The sequence below is a fragment of the Candidatus Enterococcus ikei genome, assembly GCF_017316105.1.
In the GTDB taxonomy this organism is placed as follows: Bacteria; Bacillota; Bacilli; order Lactobacillales; family Enterococcaceae; genus Enterococcus_L; species Enterococcus_L ikei.
This window is the reverse complement of the sequence record NZ_JAFLWD010000017.1, coordinates 89340-107658: the sequence shown is the minus strand read 5'-3', so window position 1 is coordinate 107658 and position 18319 is coordinate 89340. Positions and strand designations below refer to the sequence as shown.

The following is an 18319-nucleotide window of genomic DNA, read 5'->3' as shown; positions in this document are numbered from 1 at the left end:
CTTTTCATACTTTGGCAGACCTTTTAGCTATTTAAATAAGGTTTTATATTCTCCATATCCTTCTTTTTCCAGCTCATTCACCGGAATGAAACGTAATGCTGCTGCATTAATACAATAACGTAACCCACCTTGATCTCGCGGTCCATCTGTAAAAACATGTCCTAAATGAGAATCAGCATCTTTACTGCGTACTTCAACACGACGCATTCCTAAAGAAAAATCTGAATTTTCTTTGACGCCTTGTTTTTCAATTGGTTTAGTAAAAGCCGGCCAGCCACAGCCTGCATCGTATTTGTCTGTTGAACTAAAGAGCGGTTCACCACTAACGATATCTACATAAATACCTTCTTGGTAAAAATCGTCATATTTTCCAGTAAAAGGTCTTTCAGTCGCATTTTCTTGTGTTACAGCATATTCGATATCAGATAGCTTTTCTTTCAACTCTTCTTTTGTTGGTTTTTCCATGATAAATCACACCCTCGCATTTTAGTTAGTCTTATCATAGCATCATTGCGAAAAAAACACTCATTTTCTGTTTAGAAAATGGGTGTTTACGTCTATTATTAGTTCCAAGGAATATCTAAATTAATATTTTCAGCTAAATCGATGCTCTCTTGTCTCTTAGCCTGTCTAACTTGTTTTCTCGTCTCGTAGCCCTCACAAATAAAGCGTTCTTCTTTCGTTTCTGGCTCAATCGTATCTGGCAATTGCACTCCTTTAGGTACGACAAAGGTCATAAAACAAGTTCCAGCTAGATAACGCTCCCCTGTAAATAAGTCTTCACCGATCACTTTGGCGAATATTTCCATTGAGCGTGTGCCCACTCCTGATACATAGGCATCGATACAAACTGAATGATCTGCTTTTAAAGGCGCTAGGAAATCTAAATGATCGACAGAAGCTGTTACGATCGCCGCTCTTGACACGCGAACAGCTGAAATACCTGCTGTTTCATCTAGCCAAGCCATCAATTGACCGCCAAATAAGGTTTTATGAAAATTTAAGTGAGGATACGTGATCATATGTGTTTGAATGGCTCTTGTTTGTGAACATTTCATTCATTATTTCCTTCTTTCATCGTTCAGTTACTACTCAAAAGATGGCAGCATTCGGTACAGTGTCGCAATAGGCAATCCCATAATCGAATAATAATCACCTTGAATACTTTTTACGAGCAAAGCGCCCTGCCCTTGAATGCCGTATGCTCCAGCTTTATCTTCGTACTCTTTTGTATCTAAGTAGCGATTGATTTCTTCATTTGTTAAATCGTAAAATTCTACTGTAGCCGGAACTGTAGCCGAAGATTCTTGATCATCTTTCATTAAGACTACACTAGTATAGACTTTATGTGTTCTACCGCTCAGTTTTTGCAACATCCGAAAAGCATCATCTCTGGAAGTGGGTTTTCCTAAAATTTCATTATCGATTGTTACGATCGTATCAGAACCGATCACTAAATCATTTGGATATTGTTTTGCAATATGTGCTGCTTTTTGTGCGGCCATCGTCAAGACATAGTCCATCGGGGTAAAATACCCTTTGACTTCTTCATTGATATCAGCTGGCACAACTTTGAAGTCAGCAATGATTCTACTCAACAACTCACGTCTGCGAGGGGATTGAGAGGCTAGGATAACTGCCATTAGGATAAAACCTTCTTCCCTTAAATTTTTTAATGCGGATCTTGGATTCGTTTAAACATTTTTTCCATATCTGCATTTGTAAAATGGATCAAAACAGGTCGACCGTGCGGGCAATTAAAGGGATTCTCACAGGTCTCAAGATCTTTCAATAATACGCGAGCTTGTTGTTCATTTAAATAGTGATTGGCTTTGATCGAACGTTTGCAACTCATCATGATCGCTGTAGCTTCACGGAATTTTTTCACGCTGACAGAACCTGTCGTCAAAAGCATATCGATCATTTCACGAATGATCGTCTCTTCTTCACCTGCTGGATACCAAGTTGGGTGCGCTCGAACAATGAAACTATTTTGACCAAAGTCTTCTAAATGAATGCCAACTTCGGCTAAGGTTTCTTTTTGTTCTTTGATTTTTAGCGCATCACTATTTGGATAATCAATCACGATCGGTACTAATAACTCTTGTAGATCATTGGTTACTTCACCGATTTTTTCTCTAAAATATTCATATTTGATTCGTTCTTGTGCCGCATGTTGATCGATGATATACAATCCGTCTTTACTTTGAGCAAATAGATAAGTACCATGCATCTGACCAAAATACTCTAATTCTGGAAAACGTTCTTTGGGACGTTCGTCAGATAACTTATTCAAGACCTTATTTAGGTCATTTTTAGCTCCAGTCGCTGAAAAATCAAATTCTGGATGATGGCTTAATTCTTCTTCATAGACCTGTTCATCAACTGTCGTCTCTGCTTTAGGCTGAAGAATTTCTTCTGATTCTGCGGGCGCGACTGTTTGATGATTATCAGACGCTTGTTGCTCTTTTGTTTCAGTAGGTGAACTAAATGCATAAGCCATCAACGCTTCTTTTTCAAGTTCCTCTTGAGTCAGTGACTTCGTTTCTTTTGCCTCGTTGTTAACAGGAGCTTGCGTTTGAAAGCTTGTTGTTGTTTCTTTTACAAAGAAATTTCCGCTAGTAGGATCATATCCTAAACTGCTAGGTTTTCGGATTGGTTGAGCCGTTTCTTGTGGTTCTGTTAATGGTATTTCCATTTGTTCGACTTTTGGTTGAAGTTCAACTTTCTTTTTAAACTGAAGATTGTCGGCGGCATTAGGGATCAATTGCTCATGACTCAAGACTTCCCGAATCGCTTCGCTTATCAACACCATCAATTCTTTTTCTTTACTCAAACGAACTTCTTGTTTCGTTGGATGAACATTGACATCAACTAATAATGGGTCCATCTCGATTTCTAATACAGCAAGTGGAAAACGACCGACCATCAGCTTAGAGCCGTAGCCATCAACAACTGCTTTATTCAACGCAAAATTTTTAATGTAGCGCCCATTGATGATCGTAGATAAATAATTTCGGCTGGCTCTTGTCACTTCTGGTAATGAAACATAACCTGATAATTTAAAGTCCAAATCCTCGGCTTCTATCTTCAGCATTTTTTTGGCCGTCCCAATACCATAAATACCAGCAATCGTTTGTTTCAAATCGCCATTTCCAGCAGTGTTCATCATTTTGTTGCCGTCATGAACCAAGCGAAAAGCAATATTGGGATGACTTAACGCCAAACGATTGACGATATCACCGACATTGGCTAATTCCGTTTGAATTGTTTTGACATATTTTAGTCGAGCGGGTGTATTAAAAAACAGATTGGAAACAGTGATTTTGGTTCCTTTTCTTAACGCTGCTGGACGATGTTCTTCAATCGTTCCGCCTTTCATTTGAACCAGACTGCCTTCACCTTCATCAGAAACAGCAGTTTCAACAACTATTTCTGAAACAGATGCAATACTGGGCAAGGCTTCTCCACGAAACCCTAAACTGCGTATCCGAAACAAATCATCTCTTGTATGAATTTTACTTGTTGCGTGACGTTTAAAGGCATTGAGAATATCCTCTTTGGCGATTCCTTCACCATTATCAATCACTTGGATCGTTTTTAAACCAGCTTCTTCAATAAAAATATCGATTTGCGTGCTGCCTGCATCGATCGCATTTTCCACAAGTTCTTTAACAACTGATGCAGGACGTTCTACTACTTCACCAGCAGCGATCTGATTGGCAAGTTGTTCTGATAATTCTTGTATTTTTCCCATCTAGATGATCCTTTCCTTGCTCAGCTTTTTTTATTTAAATTCTTTTTTGCAATTCATGCAATTTATTTAAGGCATCCATTGGCGTCATTTCCATTAAGTTGATTTTTTTCAAGGTATCGATCACACCTAATTCATCGGTGGATACTTCTTTGAATAACGATAATTGTTCTGTATCTTCTTTGATTTCATCTTTGTATTCAACTGTTTTAAGCGGTTGTTCTTCTGATTCTAATGCGGAAAGAATTGTTGCTGCCCGTTCTAATAATGCACTTGGCAATCCAGCAATTTTAGCAACATGGATACCGTAACTTTTATCTGCTGGTCCATCCATCATTTTGTGTAAGAAGACCACTTCACCATTTTTTTCTACAGCACCGACGTGGATATTTTTCAATCCAGTCAAGGTTTCATCTAAAACGGTCAATTCATGGTAATGGGTTGAGAACAATGTTTTCGCTTTGACTTCTCGATGGATATATTCAATGATCGCTTGTGCCAATGCCATTCCATCATAGGTTGCTGTTCCTCGACCAAGTTCATCGAATAAAATCAAGCTGTTTGGTGTTGCATGACGCAAGGCTTGATTGGCTTCCATCATTTCCACCATAAAGGTACTTTGACCCGCGATCAAGTCATCTGATGCACCGATTCTTGTGAAAATCTGGTCAAAAATTGGCAATTCAGCAGATTCAGCTGGAACAAAACAGCCAATTTGAGCCATTACCACAGTTAGTGCTAATTGACGCATGTACGTACTTTTACCCGACATATTTGGTCCTGTGATCAATAGAATAATATCTTCTTTACTCATATGCACACTGTTTGGGATATATTCTTGATGGCCTAAAACCTTTTCCACAACTGGGTGACGGCCTTCAACAATATGCAATTCTTTGCTGTTGCTTTTCAGCGTTGGACGAACGTATTGATATCTTTCACTGACTGTAGCAAAAGCTTGTAAGACATCGACTGCGCTGATTGTTTTCGCTAATTTTTGTAGACGCTCGATGTTTGCTTTAACCTGTTCTCGAACTTCTAGGAATAATTGATATTCTAAATCTACAGACTTTTCTTCTGCTTCTAAAATCAAGGTTTCCATTTCTTTTAGTTCTGGGGTGATAAAACGTTCCGCATTTGCTAGCGTTTGTTTTCGTTCATATTTGCCTTCTGCTAAGTTTGCTAGGTTAGATTTCGTTACTTCAATATAATAACCAAAGACACGATTAAAACCAACTTTCAGCGTTTTGATTCCTGTTTCTTGGCGTTCTTTGGCTTCTAGTTCAGCTAACCATTGCTTGCCATGTCGCATCGCATCGCGGTATTCATCTAATTTTTCGTTGTAATTGTCTTTGATGATATTTCCTTCTGTGATTGCAAGCGGTGCTTCTTCGTTGATGGCCGTATTGATTAGTTCAACAATATCTTCCGCTGGATTTAAATCTAATAATAAGTCATTCCACTCACCTTGATTGATACCAACAATCAATTCACGAACCAATGGTACTTGTTCTAATGAAGTCTTCAGTTGGATCAAGTCACGTCCATTCACATTTCCAAAGGCCACACGACCAGCTAAGCGCTCTAAATCATAGACTTTCGTCAAGGTAGATTGTAAATCCATACGTTCAAAGTACGCATTTAATAAAGATTGGACCATTTCTTGTCTCGTTTGGATTTGTTTTTCCTGAATCAATGGACGATCTAGCCATTGTTTTAGCAAACGACCGCCCATTGCGGTTTTTGTTTCATCTAGCAACCATAATAAGGTGCCTTTTTTCAGTCCAGTTCGAATCGATTGTGTCAGTTCTAAGTTGAATTTAGAATAGTGATCCATTTTTAAGAAATGATCTGGTTGATATTCCACAGCTTTTTGAATATGAGATAAGCCGCGCTTTTGTGTCACACTTAAATAAGTTAAAAGCTTGCCTGTTACTTCAACTTCTAGCGGATGCGTGAGTTCACTTGTTAAAAAGCTAAATTCGGCATTTTCTTCTGCTTGGTTTTGTTCAGAAAAAATAATATTTAAGCGATCTTTCAACGTTTGCTGCAACGTTTCTGATAATTGGCTACCTAATACGATTTCTTTCGTCTGTAAAGCAGATGCTTCATTGATTACACCATCTTCATCACTTAAGACAGCTGTTTTCAGTTCTCCTGTACTCAAATCCACATAAGCTAAACCGAATAGCCCATTTTCTTCAACAATAGCTGTTAAATAATTATTATCTTTCGCATCTAGGCCTTTACTAGTCATAACGGTTCCTGGTGTGATCAGCTGAACAACTTCTCGCTTAACCATACCTTTGGTTGTTTTAGGGTCTTCTACTTGTTCACAAATCGCTACTTTATAGCCTTTTTCAATCAATGTATCGATATAGCCTTGAGCCGCATGGTGCGGAATACCACACATCGGAATTGGATCATCTGCGTTGCGGTTACGGCTCGTCAAGGTTAATTCCAATATCTGTGATGCATTGATCGCATCTTCATAAAACATTTCATAAAAATCACCTAGTCGGTAAAATAAAAATGCGTCTTGGTATTGATCTTTGATTGCTAAGTATTGTTCCATCATTGGTGTGTGTTTTGTTTTTTGAGGCATTGTTACCCTTCCTTCTCTAATTCTTCATTGATTCTATATTGGATCATATCTGTGACATGCTGCAATAGGTCGTTAGCTTCCATCAGCTGTTCCCTGTAAGCTACAACTAAAGGATGTTCATCAAATTCTTTCGTTAATTCGTCTGCACGTTTGATTGCCGCTTTTTCTGCTTCTGGTTTATCGTAATGAGCAAATTGAACGGCATCTTTTTGCGCTGCTTTGATTTGTTCTACCAGCTCATTCAGTTTCTCGTTATTTTGGACTTTCTCTTCTAGCTTTTTGTATCGCTGAATCAACTCATCCTCACCGAGCAAAGTTAATAGCTTCGTTAATTCTTCATTGATTCTTTTATCTGTAATGGATGGCTCCATGATTTCACACCTTTATTCTGGGTAAGATTTTGTAGTAAGACAAGTCTACTTATTTTAACATAATTCCAGCAGAATCAACAGTTTGTGGAAAATAAAACAGTCGATCTATTTTTTATTTATCTCTGAAATGCACTCTCAAAAGCAACCAGCCAAACGAAATAACGACAAGTGTACAATCAACTAAAAAAAGAACCGAGCAACCTTTTATTTAGGCTACTCTGTTCTTACTTTTCTATAACTATCTACAGGTATTTATTTTTTCTTTAGTTCTTCTACTTGTTCTTCCAAATCTTTGATTTTTTTCTGTCTTTTTTTATATAAAACATATAAAAGTATCAATGCTAGAAGAACTAAAAATACAATTATATAAATCCAGAAGTTCTTTTTATCTTGACGAATATAGGCTTGGTTATTCATTTTTTTAGCTTCTTCAGCTTTGATTTCAAACTCTTCTTCAAAATCCCAGGTTCTCCCTTTTGATTCTGCATGCACAGCTACTAAATATTTACCTGGTTTGAATTCTGTTTCTTGCAAACTAACTGGGTAGTTAAAAACTGAATTGGGTGCCATTTGTAGGTCACTTTTTTGCGTTTCGTATAAAATTTTGTTTGTATTTTTCTTCTTGATTTTTGCTGTTAGATTCAAGCGATTAAGATAAGCTGCTTTTGGGTTAGTTAAATGAGCAAAGACCACATTTCTATTATTGACTTGTCCTAAGCTCACTTTTGACAATTCTAAATCTGATGTCACTTCATTTTCGCCATGTAAAACTAGGGCGATCACATATCCAAATTGATTTTTAATCGCCACACCCGCTTTCGATTTGTCGGGTTTATCTTCGTTTTCACTAGTAAAAATGATACCGCCAGATAAAACTCCAGCAAAATCTTTTTTAGGCATTGTTATTTCATATTCAACATTTTTTGATTCATGAGGAGCTAACGTGATTTTTGGTGTTTTCGTTTCGACAAGCTGGCTTAAATCATATGGCAAATCAACTGACTGATATTGATCACTATTATTATACTCAACAACGCCATTTGTATTTGTTGTAGCGGTCTTGACTTGTGTATTGATGGTACGTTGTTGGTCGGACTGATTGGTTACCTTAACCGCTAGAGTATGCGTTTCTTCTGGGTTAAGACGTAAATCAAAGTATGTTTTCGTTGTATCAACTTGTTTCGTTGAAGGAATTGCTTTTACTTCATATTCTGCATCTTGCGCCCAGACATTCAGTGTTCCTACCATACACCCAATTACAAAACCTATCAACGGCAACAAAACTTTAAGCGTTCGTTTCATCATGTAAATCCCTCCATTTTTTATTCTATGTATATTTATGGAGCGATCAAAAACTATATTTAGTTCTATGCCGCTCCATACCCTTATTTATACTAGTTATTTGCTGGTTGGTCCAACAATGTCCATGTTAATGTTGTTTCATATTGTTTGGCTACTTTAACTGTTTCACCAGGTACTTCTAAAATAGCGGCATCTTTGCCAAAGCTTTCAATCGTCACACCGTTACCAAGACCTGCACCAGCTTCTAAAACTGTTGTTCCTGATCCGTCTGTATTTAACACAACTTCTGTTTTAGCAGTGGCTGAACCTGTTGATTTTTCTGAAATAGTTGGTGTTTTTAATGTGATTTGAGCATTTTCCAACTCTTTTTCTCCAGCTTTCAGTTGACCTTTTTCTGCGACTTGAACTGTCCAGCCTGCTTCTGTTCCGCGGATATCTTGAACAGTTGTCGTAGTTTCTGCTTTGTTTTTATAAACTTCATCTTTAGCTGAAATTGGGTTAGATCCGAAATCAAAATCGGCAACATTCAATAATGTCAATGCGCCGTCTTCAGGTGTAGTAAAACCAATATCACTCTTAGAATTTTTATTTTCAGCTTCTTCTGCATGTACAACTACACTTCCGCTAAAGCTCATTAATAATGCTGCTAATACTAATAAAATTTTGTTTGTTTTCATTTAAATTCTCTCCTCATTATTTAAAATTCTATATGCTATCATTCCTGTTATAAATAACAGAATAGATATTCCACTTATCAGTAACTCTTTGTTTCTTTGATCGTCACCCGTTTTGGGTAAGTTCCCGGCTGTATGCTGATCTTTTTTGTCTACTTCATAAAAACCAATTGTTGCTTTACTATTTTCTGCAGCATAGCTTTCTCTCATACCAGATAGATAGAAAAAGTAACATGCTAATACTAGTAAATAAAGCCATTTTCTTTTTTTATTTTTCACATTTGAACACCTTCAATCATTGGACACAACATCGTATAATTCCCAGCTAATCTCACCCGAGTACTGATCAGCCAAGGCTTCTCCTGACTTAACCCCTACCTTCAAACCATTTTCAGATGATTCCCAATGTTGCGTGACATTATACTCATCATGAGTGGTCGTCACCGCGGTCTGAATAATCGCCGATGAATCTGTACGTAATGGAATTGTTTGACCATCCTCGACATAAAATAACGAATCTGACAATATACGATTAGTTTTAGTACCCGTTAGTGGTTTAATCAATGTCGCCCGTAATTGCCAATTAGAACCTAGTGTTCTAGTGTCTTTCACTACAATGTCATTATCTTTTGACTCAATCTTATACTCTTCGTCTTTTTTAGATAATGCATGTGTGCCAAAATTAATTTGCGTTGGTACAGCTGAAAAAGTCAGGTGTCCATGGTAATTATAAACGACTGTTTGTTCTTCGTTTGAGAAAATCCCAGTTTCATTTTCTGGTACTTCAGTCAGTGTATAGCCAGAAATTTCTTTGGCTTTTGCTTGATAAGGCATGCTTATTTTCCCATTCAGAACTTCTGTTGGCGCAATTTCTTGTCCATCTTCATTTAAGTATTTCACAATGATCGCTTGGCCTTGAACAAAGTCAACTTGAAGTTGCGCTTCATTACTAGGCTTAGCTTCTTCATTTACAGTTACAACAGCTGTATTCGGGATTATGATCTGATTGACTTCTGGGTCCGCTAAGTCTTCTTGACTCACATTTAGACTACCGATCAATTCAATTGTATATGTTTTCCCATAAAAGGATTCATCTGCTAAGCTTTCTGGAGTTGCCTCAATCATTAATTCATTTTCTTCATTTTTATTGATTGTAAAATGATTGACTGCATTTGCTCCAGATTCATCCTTGATTGTTATATCTGCTGTAGAAACCTCTAACGAATCAGCTAACGTATCACTAATCTTCAACGTTTGGATCGGAAACCGGCTGGAATATGCTGGTACTTTTTGAGAAATACTGTATAGTCGCCTTTTTTCAAGCCCATTGTAGTTAAAATGTTCTCCAACTTCAACTGGTGCCTCAAGTGCTTCACCATCAACAATCTCTCCAAGTCCAGGGAAATCATCATAATCAAACATCGCTGTACTTTCTTCGGTACTAATCGGCATATTTGTATGGATATCATAACCCGATATCACACTTCCTAACACTCGACCTTGAGTGTCATCTAACACTACTGAAGCTCGCGGCGCCAAAACTGTTCCGATAAATAAGGATGCATTACTTCTAAATTGAATTTCTTGATCTTCATCATTAAAATTATGAACCAGATGTGTTGCTATTTTATATGTTTTATCCTTTAATTCTTCAGAAATCGTATGGCTGTCTGATTTTATTAAAGGTACAGCTTTATCTGCATATTTCCCTTCAAAGAATACCCCATCGTTTCCCTCAAAGTCATATTCTTCATCACCTGGCAAACTAGGATATGCTGTTGCGTGAAAAAATGTACTTCCACTAAAATTAAAACTTGGAAAATGCTTGTAATTGATGATCACATATGGTGGCAACATAGTATCTGGATCATAATTGGTATAATTGATTGAAATATCTTGAGCATTTTTGAAATGATCGATTCGTCCATCTACATCGATGATTGCCACGGCTTGATCAGTCACTCCTTTTTTCAACGCAATATTGATTTGAATCGAAGATTGTCCGCCCCAATCATTTGGGTTCACAACTTTATTCTCTGTATTTACTTCTGCAGATTGAACAGCTGAATTACAGATAATTGCTTGATCTGTATCAATCAACTCTGCATAATAATCACTCACAGATTGAATATTACTTGTCACTTGCGAAAAATTTGAAACACCATTATCTACAAAGGTCGGAAATGATTCGAGCGAATCCTTGTAGATTCTTTTTGTAAAATTTTCCCGCAAATCTGGATAATATTGTAGAGCCTTGTTCATTTCTTCTTCTGTTGGCAAATTTTCTATATAATAATGTAGATTTTCACCATTAATATATTTAAAACTTGTCTCATTTGCATACCAACGGATGATATCACTACCAGTAATTGACTCAGAAACAACAGCTGGATCGATTTGTCCCAATTCCCACTGAAATAATGAATTTTGATAATTTTGAAATCCACCTTTCGACAATCCAGACGAGCCATTCGATGTGATGTTTTTCGCAAGAAATTGACCAACAAGCTGTTTATCTTGAAGCTGATCGGTATTAAAGTATAGTGTTCCCCCAGCTGTTAAATTCGTTTTTGTAGAAACGCCAAGCGGATAGCCGACTGGTGGAGTTACAGCCTCAGCAAAAACCTTATCCGTTGAGCCGAAAGGATGTAAAAGTCCAAAAGACAAAACGACTAAACTAAAAATATACTTTTTCATCAAGTCTCCCCCTCTACCTGCTTATCATGCATATAAATACAATCGTTTCTTCATCTCCATGAAATAATACAATTTTTTTCAGAAAAAAATTGTATAATTCTGAAACAATCTGTTCCAAAATTAAAAAAACAACAGTTCTTTATCCCAAAAACCTTGTCATAACAAGCAAAAAAAGACCAAAACAAAACAACTAAATGTTTCGTCCTAGTCTTTAAAAATATATAAAAACGTTATGATTATGTTATATTTTCAATATATTCTGTACATCCAAGCACTTTAAGTACTAATTTTCACTCGCCTAAAAAAATTGTTTTATAAAAAATTTGATTGATCGTGTCGATCATTTTTTCCCATTGCTCCGGATTCAACTGCTCATCAAAATAAAAGTATTCTGTTTGCGGGTTTATCACCTCATATGAATCTGATATAACTAAATCCGCAGTCATTACATCATTGGTAAAAACGATTCGGTCTTTATTATAAACATCCAAAATAATTTTTTTGATCCCATCCGCTAAAATCAAATTATTATTAAAAATGACACAAATTGACACACTACCTGCTTTTTTACTTAAATAAATTCCAGAATAGATCGTTAATGAAAAAATCGACATTACACCTTCCAAATATTCTTTACTGATTTTAGAATAAAATTCCTGTTGCTCAATAATCTTATTAATTTTTTCAAAAGTCTCCACACTTGCTTCATCATAGTCGATTATTGAATGAAAAGAGAGTCCATTTTTATAGTAGCCAGAGATATCCATATTGATGTGCTTGATATAAATCAGTAAAATAATTAGATAGAAATAAAAATTTATATAGCTTTCCTCTGTATACTCTAACTCAAATTCCTTTTGAACTTCTGCCATCAGCTTAGTAGTATACTCTGCTATTTCTAGTGACGACTGCTGATAATCTTGAACAATTTTCCTTTTTGTTTCTAAAGAATCCAAATTGTAAATCAATCCTCTAGTTGCGTATAACAGTAACGCCCGTTCATTATGATATAACTCATCTGTCAGTCGATGTTTCAGTAGCGGCAATAATTCCGCATCTTTGTTATCAAAATAGGCGACATCTGCTAAAAACTCTTCTGAAACTTTTATATAGTTTTTCTGCCAAAGAACTCTTTTTAAGGTGATCAATTGCATAAAGCGCAACTTTGCTCGTTGAGACTCCGACAAAGAAGTCGCATGATCAAAATAGTCTTCAATTTCTTTTAGTTCCAGCCATTCTTCCGGGTAATTCGTATTAAAAAATGGAATATATTCTGTTGACTTAAAGACAGACCAATAAGCATAAAAGGTAAATAAACGAATCCCTAGCTCATCCCCATTTAAACTGCTAGAATGCTGATCAAATGTGATTTTACCACCAAAGGGAGCTAACATTTTTTTCAACAATCGTAACTGTTTATAGACTGACGAACTGCTCATATGTAAGTCTTGTGCCATCGCTTCAATTGATGTATAACGTTTTTTCAGTAGCGCATCTAATATAAAAAAACTACCACTCTGCTCAACATAAAATAAATGAATATAATCGATCAAATAACCAATACTATATGCCTCAGCAGCTTTGACTTGATAAGTGCCTGTCTGGCTGTCCTGATTTAAATGGGCTTTCTCCTCAAATGCCAGCTCAACATCTTGAGCTAAATCATTGATGTACCTACTTAATGTGCTTTTTGTAAGTTCATGCTTTTGCATCAAATCATTAAAACTCATTCCATATTTTGCAAAAGCAATCGATTTAAATAGCTCAAACTTCATTCGTTCTTTTTTACCCATAAAAGAATTTTGCATAGAGGCCTCCTTGCAATTTGTTATTCTTTCTACTACCTTCAAATTCCCCCCTATTATAAAACACTTTAGTGATCTCTTCTTCATAAATGCTCATTCCACTTTTCCCACTAAAAATAAAAAAGGAAACAAAAGCAACTCCTCTTGTGTCTTGGAGTTTGACGCTGCTGTTTCTCTTTTATTTTATCTAGGTAAACATCTAATTATAAAGTGTTTTTGTCTATATAAATGGGTTTATTCTTCAAATGGACGATCTTCACTAATTTGAATCGCTTCGATTTTTTTTGCTTGTCCAGTCTGATCATCGATATCGATTACACAAGCCGATAATAAATTGCGTCCTTCTTCAACTACTTCAAAACGTCTAGGCAACGCAGTCAAAAACTTCTCAATAACTGGTCCACGCTTCATCCCTAAAATACCATCATAAGGTCCTGTCATACCAACGTCGCTTAAATAAGCTGTCCCTTGAGGTAAGATTCGCGCATCATTTGTCTGCACATGAGTATGTGTACCTACAACTGCACTGACTTTCCCATCTAAAAACCAACCCATTGCTTGTTTTTCACTGGTTGTTTCACCATGAAAATCGACAAAGATCAATGGTGTCCGCTTACGTGCTTCGGCAATCAATTCTTCTACTTTACGAAATGGATCATCAATATCAGCCATAAAAACACGCGCCTGCATATTGATCACTGCCAGTTCAAGCTGATTGACTTTCACAAACACCATACCTTGCCCAGGCGTTCCTTCGGGAAAATTTGCTGGTCGAATCATTTTTTTTGCATCATCAATAAAATCAAAAATATCTTTATTATCCCACGTATGATTGCCCAAAGTCACAACATCTACACCGTCTTGGAGGAATTTTTTATAAATTTTCCCTGTGATTCCTCGACCAGCTGCAGCATTTTCTCCATTGACGATCGTTACTTGGGGACGATACTTTTTCTTTAATTTGGGGACATAAGTGCTGATCGTATCACGACCTAACGACCCAACAACATCTCCTATAAATAATATACGCAAACATTTTCCTCTTCTCTTTTGATTTCTATTGTTATTATAGAGGTTTTTTGGTGGGAAAGAAAGGGTTGAAAATAGATTGAGGCTTCACTTGTACTCAGCGTATGAAAAAACTAGAGTGTTTAAACATGTTTTACATAATAACTGGAGAATAATTTATTGAATACACAGTTCTATTACACATTTGATATCTGTACTAATTGGCTCTACTAAAATACAGTCCCCCGCTTTTTTGATTTAAAGATACGCAAAAAAATATTTAAACCCTAAGATTAAAGAAACGAAACTCAATTTAAAAAGAATAAAGTGCCTTATTCAAAAATAACTACCATTAATCAAACTAATTTACCGTTTGATACGGAGAAACTGATGTCGCTTTCGTGATAGATTTCTCGTTGTGAAAATAAACCAATCACAAACCCTGTTAAATAAATTTTTCCCCTTTTCTTATCCCATTAGATAATCTTTTCCTGTACAAAAAAGCTCCTCCAGCAACATTACTGGAGGAGCTTTTCACTATTTTAATCTTCAATATACGCCCATTTAAAGTCATATTTCGCACCAGTTGAATGGTACACAACATCTTTGACTTTGTCAGAACGAAGATGTGCTTCAGCTTTTTGATACAACGGAATAACGCCCATATCATCCATGATTATTTTTTCAGCATCTAGCATATCTTTCCAACGAGCTTCTGGATTGTTTGCATTTGTTGTTGCAGCACTTTCTACTAATTTATCATATTCAGGATTTGAATAATGTCCTCTATTATATGAATTGCCTGTTGTAAATAAATCTAAGAAACTACTTGGATCAGCATAGTCTGCTCCCCATGCACTAACAGCGATTTGGAAATCACCTTTGTTAGAACGATCCAAACGAACAGAAAATGGTACTGGACTAACAGTTACTTTTAATCCATCTAAGGTTTCAGATAATGAACCTTGAAGATATTCAGCCATTTTCTTCGCATTGTCGGTATCATCAATCAATAAATCGACTGATAATGTAGAAACGCCTAATTCGTCTTTCGCTTTTTTCCATGATTCTTTCGCTTTATCAACATCATAAGCAACTTCGTTCCCTGATTTTTTAGCAAAATCTTCATCTGTTTTCGGATCAGCAGCTAAACCTTCTGGAACTAAACCAGTCGGAACAGCTGAACCATTTGCTAGAATTTGTTCAACTAAAGCTTTGCGATCGATCGCATAAGATATTGCTTTACGTAAGTTTGCATTGCGATAAGGTGAATTTTCTTCTCTTTGATTTGGTTCAAGATAGAAAGTTGATGCACCTTTTAAGACAATGTAGTTTGGTTCATTTTTCATTTGTTGTGCTAATTCACCAGATAACGGTACTTCATCTGCTTGTCCATCTTGGAATAGATTCAATGAAGTTGGTGCTTCTTTTACAACATCGATGGCAACTTTATCTAATTTTACTGTATCTTTGTCCCAGTATTTGTCATTTTTTGTATAAGACCAACTTGTATCTGTTCCTGGTCCATCAAAATCAGTTAAAGTAAATGGTCCATTGTAAACTGCCTTATCACTTGCTGTTGTATAATCTTTTCCATATTTTTCAGCAATATCTTGTCTTTGCGGTAAAAATGACGGAAAGGCTAGTAAGTAATCAAAGTATGGTGTTGCTTTTTCTAACGTGATTTCTAATTCATAATCACTAATGGCTTTGATGCCAAGTTCTTCTTTTTTCATTTCGCCTTTAGAAATCTTTTCAGCATTTTTTACAGAGTTAAACATGTATGCATACTCTGATCCAGTCGCTGGATTCACTGTTCTCTGCCAGCCATACACAAAATCAGCCGCTGTTACTGGTTTGTCATCTGTCCATTTTGCATCTTCTCTTAATTTGATCTTGTACGTTAAGCCATCTTCACTGACTGTAGCCATTTCTGCTGCTCCAGCAGGTTGAGGTTTGCTATCTTTGTCTAGACGATAAATTCCTTCGTATACATTGTTTAATGCAACAAAACTTACTTCATCAGTCGCAAGTGAAGGATCTGCGCTTGGCATTTCTTGTCTTTCAATGAATCTGAATACTTTTTCTTCACTGCCAGTTCCACTATCAGCATTTTTAGAATTTCCGCCACATGCTACTAGGGCAATACTTGATACAGTAATCAATCCTAGTAAGGCAATTTTCTTTAATTTCATCTAAAAAACCCCCATTTTAATAAAATCTATAATGAATATAACAAAGTTATGAGTTGGTCGAAATTAAAATACTACGAACAGTTTAGTAAAAATATTCTGAATTTTTTCTAATTTTGAATAAAAAAAGAAGCAAGCCTTTAACGGGCTCACTTCTTTCAAAGTTATTTGTGTTTATTTCGCATAATCTACTGCGCGTGTTTCCCGAATAACTGTCACTTTGATGTGACCTGGGTAATCTAAGTCGTCTTCGATTTTCTTGCGAATATCTCTAACTAAACGAACAGCTTCTAAATCTGTGATTTCATCTGGCTTGACCATCACACGAACTTCGCGTCCAGCTTGTACAGCGAAACTAGATTCAACTCCTTCGAATCCATTAGAAATATTTTCTAAGTTTTCTAAGCGACGAATGTAATTTTCCATTGACTCGCTCCGAGCACCTGGTCTAGCAGCTGATAAAGCATCTGCTGCGGCAACCAATACTGAGATAACAGAAGTTGCTTCTACATCACCATGATGGGATGCAATGGCATTAATAACTGTTGAATTTTCTTTGTATTTAGCAGCTAGTTCAGCACCGATCTCAACGTGTGAGCCTTCGATTTCATGATCTAGTGCTTTACCAATATCATGTAATAAACCGGCACGTTTTGCTAATTGAATATCTTCGCCAATTTCTGCGGCTAAGACACCAGTTAATTTAGCTACCTCGATTGAGTGGTTTAGTACGTTTTGACCATAACTTGTACGGAAACGTAAACGACCTAGAATCTTGATCAAATCTGGATGTAATGTGTGAGCGCCCACTTCAAATGCAGCTTGCTCGCCGTATTCACGGATACGTTCATCCATTTCTTTGCGAGATTTTTCAACCATTTCTTCAATACGTGCTGGATGGATTCGACCATCTTGAATTAATTTTTCAAGTGTCATTCGAGCAATTTCTCTACGAATTGGATCAAATCCTGAAAGTACCACGGCTTCTGGCGTATCATCAATAATCAAGTCGATTCCTGTTAAGGTTTCTAATGTACGAATGTTACGTCCTTCGCGACCAATGATTCTTCCTTTCATTTCATCGTTTGGTAAGCTAACAACAGAAACCGTTGTTTCAGAAACTGAATCAGCGGCACAGCGTTGAATCGCTAGAGAAAGTAAGTTTTTAGCTTTCCGATCAGATTCTTCTTTGGCACGTTGTTCAGATTCTTTGACCATTACTGTCAACTCATGACTTAATTCTTCTTCTGTTGATTTCATGATGATATCTTTTGCTTCGTCTTTAGATAGTGAAGCAATACGTTCTATTTCTTGATGTTGCTTTTCAACTAGTTCTTCTACATCTTTTTCTCGCTCATCAATTAATTGCTGTCTAGCACCAAGTTTCTCTTCTTTTTCTTCCAGTGAGTTTTCACGTTTTTCAAGAGAATCATCTTTACGATCTAACGTTTGTTCTCTTTGTAATAAACGATTTTCTTGAGATTTAAGTTCTACTTTGCTTTCTTTCAACTCACTTTCAATTTCTGACCGATACTTCTGGTTTTCTTCCATAGCTTTTAATAAAGCTTCTTTTTTCAGAGTCTCTGCTTCTTTATTGGCACTTTCAATTATGCCTTCTGCAGAGGACTTTGCACCATCTATAGCCTTTTCATGACGTGATTTTGCAACGACTAACCCTAAACCAAGACCGACAATTACACCGATGATAGCGAGGAGAATTTCTAAACCCATTGTTTCCACCTCCGTACTATCTTCAAATTTTCAATATTCATGTAGTTTTCTGATAAACTATAATCAATTATCAATATGTCTACTTGCATACAGGTAAAAGTTATATACTAATATTTGTATACAACTTTATTCTAATGTTTGTACACCAGTGTGTCAACTTAAAAAAGCCCTTTCCCGATG

Annotated in this window: 14 protein-coding genes; all 14 read right to left on the bottom strand. The window is 36.4% G+C overall.

All coding sequences use genetic code 11. The features are described 5' to 3' along the window. Positions 1-27 precede the first annotated feature (27 nt). The gene (msrB, locus tag JZO69_RS08225; RefSeq protein ID WP_207112402.1) at positions 28-465 is read right to left on the bottom strand and encodes a peptide-methionine (R)-S-oxide reductase MsrB; all 438 of its coding nucleotides are present in this window, start codon (positions 463-465) and stop codon (positions 28-30) included. A gap of 98 nt (positions 466-563) precedes the next feature. Next, positions 564-1058 carry an acyl-CoA thioesterase gene (locus tag JZO69_RS08220; RefSeq protein WP_207112401.1) on the bottom strand — a complete coding sequence of 165 codons (495 nt, stop codon included), beginning with the start codon at positions 1056-1058 and terminating at the stop codon, positions 564-566. Between the two features lie 30 nt (positions 1059-1088). Next, positions 1089-1643: a Maf family protein gene (locus JZO69_RS08215; protein WP_207112400.1), complete on the bottom strand. Its 555-nt coding sequence runs from the start codon at positions 1641-1643 to the stop codon at positions 1089-1091. Positions 1644-1672: 29 nt separating this feature from the next. Then, positions 1673-3757, bottom strand: a complete 2085-nt coding sequence (mutL, locus tag JZO69_RS08210) for a DNA mismatch repair endonuclease MutL (protein ID WP_207112399.1) — start codon at positions 3755-3757, stop codon at positions 1673-1675. Positions 3758-3791: 34 nt separating this feature from the next. After that, the gene (mutS, locus tag JZO69_RS08205; protein WP_207112398.1) at positions 3792-6359 is read right to left on the bottom strand and encodes a DNA mismatch repair protein MutS; all 2568 of its coding nucleotides are present in this window, start codon (positions 6357-6359) and stop codon (positions 3792-3794) included. 2 nt (positions 6360-6361) lie between these two features. After that, positions 6362-6730 (bottom strand): YlbF/YmcA family competence regulator, encoded by a 369-nt coding sequence (locus tag JZO69_RS08200; protein WP_207112397.1) that lies wholly within the window; start codon positions 6728-6730, stop codon positions 6362-6364. Between the two features lie 252 nt (positions 6731-6982). Next, the gene (locus JZO69_RS08195; RefSeq protein WP_207112396.1) at positions 6983-8035 is read right to left on the bottom strand and encodes a WxLIP family cell surface protein; all 1053 of its coding nucleotides are present in this window, start codon (positions 8033-8035) and stop codon (positions 6983-6985) included. Between the two features lie 89 nt (positions 8036-8124). Then, positions 8125-8709 carry a WxL domain-containing protein gene (locus JZO69_RS08190; RefSeq protein ID WP_207112395.1) on the bottom strand — a complete coding sequence of 195 codons (585 nt, stop codon included), beginning with the start codon at positions 8707-8709 and terminating at the stop codon, positions 8125-8127. After that, the gene (locus JZO69_RS08185) at positions 8710-8985 is read right to left on the bottom strand and encodes an LPXTG cell wall anchor domain-containing protein (RefSeq protein WP_207112394.1); all 276 of its coding nucleotides are present in this window, start codon (positions 8983-8985) and stop codon (positions 8710-8712) included. A 12-nt stretch (positions 8986-8997) separates the two neighbouring features. Continuing rightward, entirely contained in the window at positions 8998-11403 is a 2406-nt protein-coding gene (locus tag JZO69_RS08180) for a MucBP domain-containing protein (RefSeq protein WP_207112393.1), read from the bottom strand. Positions 11404-11693: 290 nt separating this feature from the next. After that, positions 11694-13211 carry a helix-turn-helix domain-containing protein gene (locus tag JZO69_RS08175; RefSeq protein ID WP_207112392.1) on the bottom strand — a complete coding sequence of 506 codons (1518 nt, stop codon included), beginning with the start codon at positions 13209-13211 and terminating at the stop codon, positions 11694-11696. 231 nt (positions 13212-13442) lie between these two features. Beyond that, positions 13443-14240, bottom strand: coding sequence for a TIGR00282 family metallophosphoesterase (locus JZO69_RS08170; RefSeq protein ID WP_207112391.1), 798 nt, complete (start codon positions 14238-14240; stop codon positions 13443-13445). 518 nt (positions 14241-14758) lie between these two features. Beyond that, positions 14759-16411 carry a peptide ABC transporter substrate-binding protein gene (locus tag JZO69_RS08165; protein WP_207112390.1) on the bottom strand — a complete coding sequence of 551 codons (1653 nt, stop codon included), beginning with the start codon at positions 16409-16411 and terminating at the stop codon, positions 14759-14761. A gap of 171 nt (positions 16412-16582) precedes the next feature. After that, positions 16583-18139, bottom strand: coding sequence for a ribonuclease Y (rny, locus tag JZO69_RS08160; protein WP_071876150.1), 1557 nt, complete (start codon positions 18137-18139; stop codon positions 16583-16585). Positions 18140-18319: the final 180 nt, after the last annotated feature.